At 66.4% G+C, this 4,791-nt stretch carries 2 protein-coding genes; both read right to left on the bottom strand.

The genetic code is table 11. The features are described 5' to 3' along the window. On the bottom strand, nucleotides 1-2,035 hold a 2,035-nt coding region (locus AC5DC2_RS19485), incomplete at its 3' end, for a circularly permuted type 2 ATP-grasp protein (RefSeq protein ID WP_491699669.1). Between the two features lie 239 nt (nucleotides 2,036-2,274). Next, nucleotides 2,275-4,791, bottom strand: a 2,517-nt coding sequence (locus tag AC5DC2_RS19480) for a transglutaminase family protein (protein WP_491699668.1), incomplete at its 5' end; no start/stop codon positions are given.

Genomic DNA, 4,791 nt, shown 5'->3' with positions numbered 1-4,791 from the left:
CGAGGTCCCGCAGCCGGGTCATGTGCAGGCCGCGCTCCAGATAGCGGCCGATCGAGAGAAAACGCCAGCCGGTGGAACGGTACATGTTCTCGTGCACAAGACCGGCAAAGCCCGCCAGCTTGCGCAACAGCACCGTCACGGCATGGGCGGCGTCATCGCCGGGCTTGACCCGGTCGACGAAGCGGCGCGTGGTCTTCGAAAGGTCGTTCAGCGCCAGCCAGCCATCGGGGGAGAAACGGTCGCGGATATTGCCGGCCGAATAGACGGCGCTGTCGATGTCGCGCAGGAGGCTCGGCGGCAGGGCGGCCTCGGAAAGGTCGAGGCCGATCTGGTCGAGATAGGCTTCCACCCGCGTCAGAAGCGCCTGTCCGCGATCGTCCACCTCGGCAAAGCGGCCGTGCCAGGCGCGCAGGATACGCAGATTGCCCTCTGCGCGTTCGATGTAGCGGCCGAGCCAGAAAAGGTTGTCGGCGGCCCGGCTCGGCAGGTTTGCCGGCTTGTTGCGCGGAATGCGGCTCTCGCGCGTCAGAAGCGTTGGCCGCCCGACCGGCGTCTGGCTCACGACCCAGACATCGGCAGCCCTGCCGCCGGATTGCATGGCGATCGCGGCGACGTCATCGGACGAGCCGATGCGGGCGAAACCGCCCGGCATCAGCCTCCAGCCATCATTTGTGCGGGCGGCGAAGACGCGCAGCGAGAAGGGGTGCGGCGCAAGCTTGCCGTCGACGAAGGCGGGCGCGGTCGACAGTTTGACCGCTTCCTGGCCGACAAGCCAGGGGCCGCGCCTGTCCAGCCAGCGGGCAACCGCGCCGGGTTTGCGCGCGCGCAACCGCTCGCCGGTAAAAGACTGCCCGGAATCGTCGAAGAACGGCATGCGCGAATAGGCCGGTCCGATGAGCATCTGGTCGAGGTTCTCGGCCACATGGCGGCGCTCGTTCTCCTGCCCGCACCACCAGGTGGCGACGGACGGGATCTTCAGCTCCTCGTTCAGAAGGCGACGCGACAGCGCCGGCAGGAAGGCGAGCAGAGCGCGCGTTTCCACCATGCCGGATCCGAGCGCGTTGACCATGGTGAGATTGCCGGCGCGAATGGCGCCGACGAGGCCGGGTGTGCCGATGCGCGAATTCGGGTTGAGTTCGAGCGGATCGGTGAAGCCGGCATCAAGCCGGCGCCAGAGCACGCTGACCGGCATGGGGCCCGCCACGGTACGCACCATCACCCGGTCGTTGACGACGATCAGGTCCTCGCCCTCCAGAAGCGAGATGCCGAGATAGCGGGCGATATAGGCGTGTTCGTAATAGGTCTCGTTGGCCGGACCCGGCGTCAGCACGCCGATGCGGCCCTCATTGCCGGCGGGGTCGCCCTGCAGCGCATCGCGGAAGGCGCCGAAGAACCCCGCCACGCGCCGCACATGCATGTCGCCGTAGATGCCGGAAAAGGCGCGCGAGGCGGCGACCCGGTTCTCCAGCGCGAAGCCCGCGCCGGAGGGCGCCTGGGCGCGATCGGCGAGCACCCACCATTTGCCGTCCGGCCCGCGCCCGACTTCGAAGGATATGAAGTGAAGATAATGGCCGCCGGGCGGGTCGATGCCGACGAGCGGTCGCAGGAACTCGGTGTTGGAGGCCACCAGCGCCGGCGGAATGAAGCCCTCGGCGACAAGCCGGTTCTCGCCGTAGAAATCGGCCATCATCGCTTCGAGAAGATCCGCGCGCTGCTTCAGTCCGTCGGCGAGTTCCTGCCACTCGTCGTCGTCGATGATCACCGGAATATGGGAAAACGGCCAGGCCCTCGTGTCGTCCTGTCCGTCATAGGCGCGGTAGAACACGCCCGCGTCGCGCAGGTAGCGGTCGGCGCGGGCGAAGCGCTCGGATAGTTCTGATGCCGTCATGCCGGAAAGCGCGTTGACGAAAGGCTGCCAGACGGCGCGCACCTTGCCCGCGGCGTCGACCATCTCGTCGGGCACGCCGGGAAGGGGCACATAGTCCCGGGCGTTCCAGGCGATGGCGGGTTCCGCCTCGTGATCCTCGTCAGCCATATGCTTGTCGGCGGTAAACTCCGCCTTCGGTTCTGCCATCTGGAGCGCTTCCTGCCGCCCATTGATCAGGACCCCGGCCGCGCATGCGGGGCGGGATACCTTGTTCGCCACAAATCGGTTCGGTCGGGCCGGTTCGTGCCGCCCGTCTGCCGGCGCGGGAGCATCGGGTGAATAGACCCCGGTGCGCCATGTGTCGTATCCGACGCGAAATCAGGCGCCGGGCCCGATCGCGAATCGCCTCAAAGCCCTGCGGGGCGCCTGAGGTCCAGCGTCAGCGGAAACTCCGGCGACGGCGCTTCGCTGAACACCGTATATCCGCCGGCAGTGTGCCCGGCGGCCTCGAAACGCGAAAGCCGCCTTGCTTCCGCCTCGTTGCCGTTGACCGGGAAGGTCTCATAGTTCCGCCCTCCGGGATGCGCAACATGATAAATGCAGCCGCCGACCGATCGCGCCGACCATGTGTCGTAAATGTCGAAGGTAAGCGGCGAGTTGACCGGCAGCACCGGATGCAGGCCGGAGGCCGGTTGCCAGGCCTTGAAGCGCACGCCCGCCACCGAAACGCCGTTGGTCCCGGTCGGCTTCAGCGGCACCTTGCGGCCGTTGCAGGTGACGATGTAGCGCTCCGGCGCCCGCGTCTCGAGGCGGACCTGCAGGCGTTCCACGGAGGAATCGACATAGCGCACCGTGCCGCCTGGCGCCCCTTGTTCGCCCATCACGTTCCATGGCTCGAGCGCCTGCCGGAGCTCCAGCCTGTTGCCCTCATACTCGACCTCGCCGAAGAAGGGAAAGCGGAACTGCAGCTGGGCATCGAACCATTCGGGACGAAATTCCAGCCCGTTTTCCTTGAGGTCCTGCAGGACATCGAGAAAATCCTGCCAGATGAAATGCGGCAGCATGAAGCGATCGGCCAGCGTGGTGCCCCAGCGCACGAATTTGCCCTCCAGCGGGTTCTTCCAGAACCGGGCGAGAAGCGCGCGCACGAGCAGTTGCTGCGCAAGGTTCATGCGCGCATTCGGCGGCATTTCGAAGCCGCGGAACTCGACGAGGCCGAGACGGCCGGTCGGCCCGTCCGGCGAGAACAGCTTGTCGATGCAGATCTCGGCGCGGTGAGTATTGCCGGTGACGTCGATCAGCAGGTTGCGGAACAGCCGGTCGACGAGCCAGGGCAGCGGCGGCATGAAGCCGGACTTCGGATGCGGGATCTGCGCCATCGCCGTTTCAAGCTCATAGAGCGCGTCGTGCCGGGCTTCGTCGATGCGCGGGGCCTGGCTCGTCGGTCCGATGAACAGGCTCGAGAACAGGTAGGAGAGCGAGGGGTGACGCTGCCAGTGGAGCACCACGCTCTTCAGAAGGTCCGGGCGGCGCAGGAACGGGCTGTCGCCCGGATTGGCGCCGCCGACCACGACGTGGTTGCCGCCGCCGGTGCCGGTGTGGCGCCCGTCGATCATGAACTTGTCGGCGCCAAGCCGGGTCGCGCGGGCTTCCTCGTAGATGGCTGTGGTCGTCTCCACGCATTCGGACCAGTTTGCCGCCGGATGGATGTTGACCTCGATGACGCCCGGGTCCGGGGCGACACGGATGACATTGATGCGCTCATCCTGCGGCGGCGAATAACCCTCGATGTGGACGGGAAGGTTGAGCTTCTCGGCGGCTCGCTCGGCCGAGGCGACCAGATCGAGATACTGTTCCAGCGTTTCAGTCGGCGGCATGAAGATGCACAGCCGGCCATCGCGCGGCTCAACCGACATTGCGGTGCGCACATGGCCGCCGATCAGCGGACCGAACGCAGCGGGTCTCGGTGCAGGCGGACTGTCCTGAAACGACCTGAAACGCACGGTTGGCAGCGCGCGTCCCTCGTCTTCCCGGAAATCGGGCAGGGGCTCTCGCTTGACCGAAGGATCGAGCGGGTTGATGAAGGGGTACTGGGCCTGGGGGATCCACGCGAGCGAATCGAGCGGCAGGCGAAATCCGACCGGGCTGTCGCCTGGAATGAGGTAGAGGCGCCCGCGCCGGGTCGTCCATTTTTCCGAAACCCATTTGACGCCCGAGGCGCGCCCCTGCCAGGCCTGAACGGGCAGGACATATCCGACCGGCTGGGTCAGTCCGCGCTCGAACACCTTGGTGATGCGGGCGCGGTCCTCTGCGTTTTTCAGCTTCGAATTCGAAGGGTCTACATTTTCCGGCAGGTTGCCCTCCCGGATCAGCCATTCGGCCGGATCCTCGAAGGCCGGCTCGACGATCTCGGGGTCGATGTCCAGCTCGTTGGCAATCGCCTGCAAGAGCCGGCCGGCATCGTCTGCGCCGACCTCGATGTCCCGCTTCTCCTCGGCGATCAGGTCCTGGTTGTTCCAGATCGGCACGCCGTCCTTGCGCCAGTAGAGCGAAAAGGTCCAGCGCGGCAGGCTCTCGCCCGGATACCATTTGCCCTGGCCGTAATGCAGGAAGCCGCCGGGCGCGAAGCGCTGCCGCAGGCGTCGGATCAGTTCGTCCGCGAGGCCGCGCTTGGTCGGACCGACGGCGCCGGTGTTCCATTCGTCGGCCTCGAAATCGTCGATCGAGACGAAGGTCGGCTCGCCGCCCATGGTCAGGCGCATGTCGGTTTCCTCGAGCAGCCGGTCGACCTTGTTGCCGAGCGCGTTGAGCGCCTCCCAGCTTTCGTCGGAAAATGGCCTGGTGATGCGCGGATGCTCGGCGACGCGCCTGATCGTCATGTCGAAATCGAAGCTGGTTTCTGCCTCGCCGTAATAGCCGCCGGT

Source organism: Martelella sp. (assembly GCF_984369615.1).
This window is presented reverse-complemented; position numbering and strand designations above follow the sequence as displayed.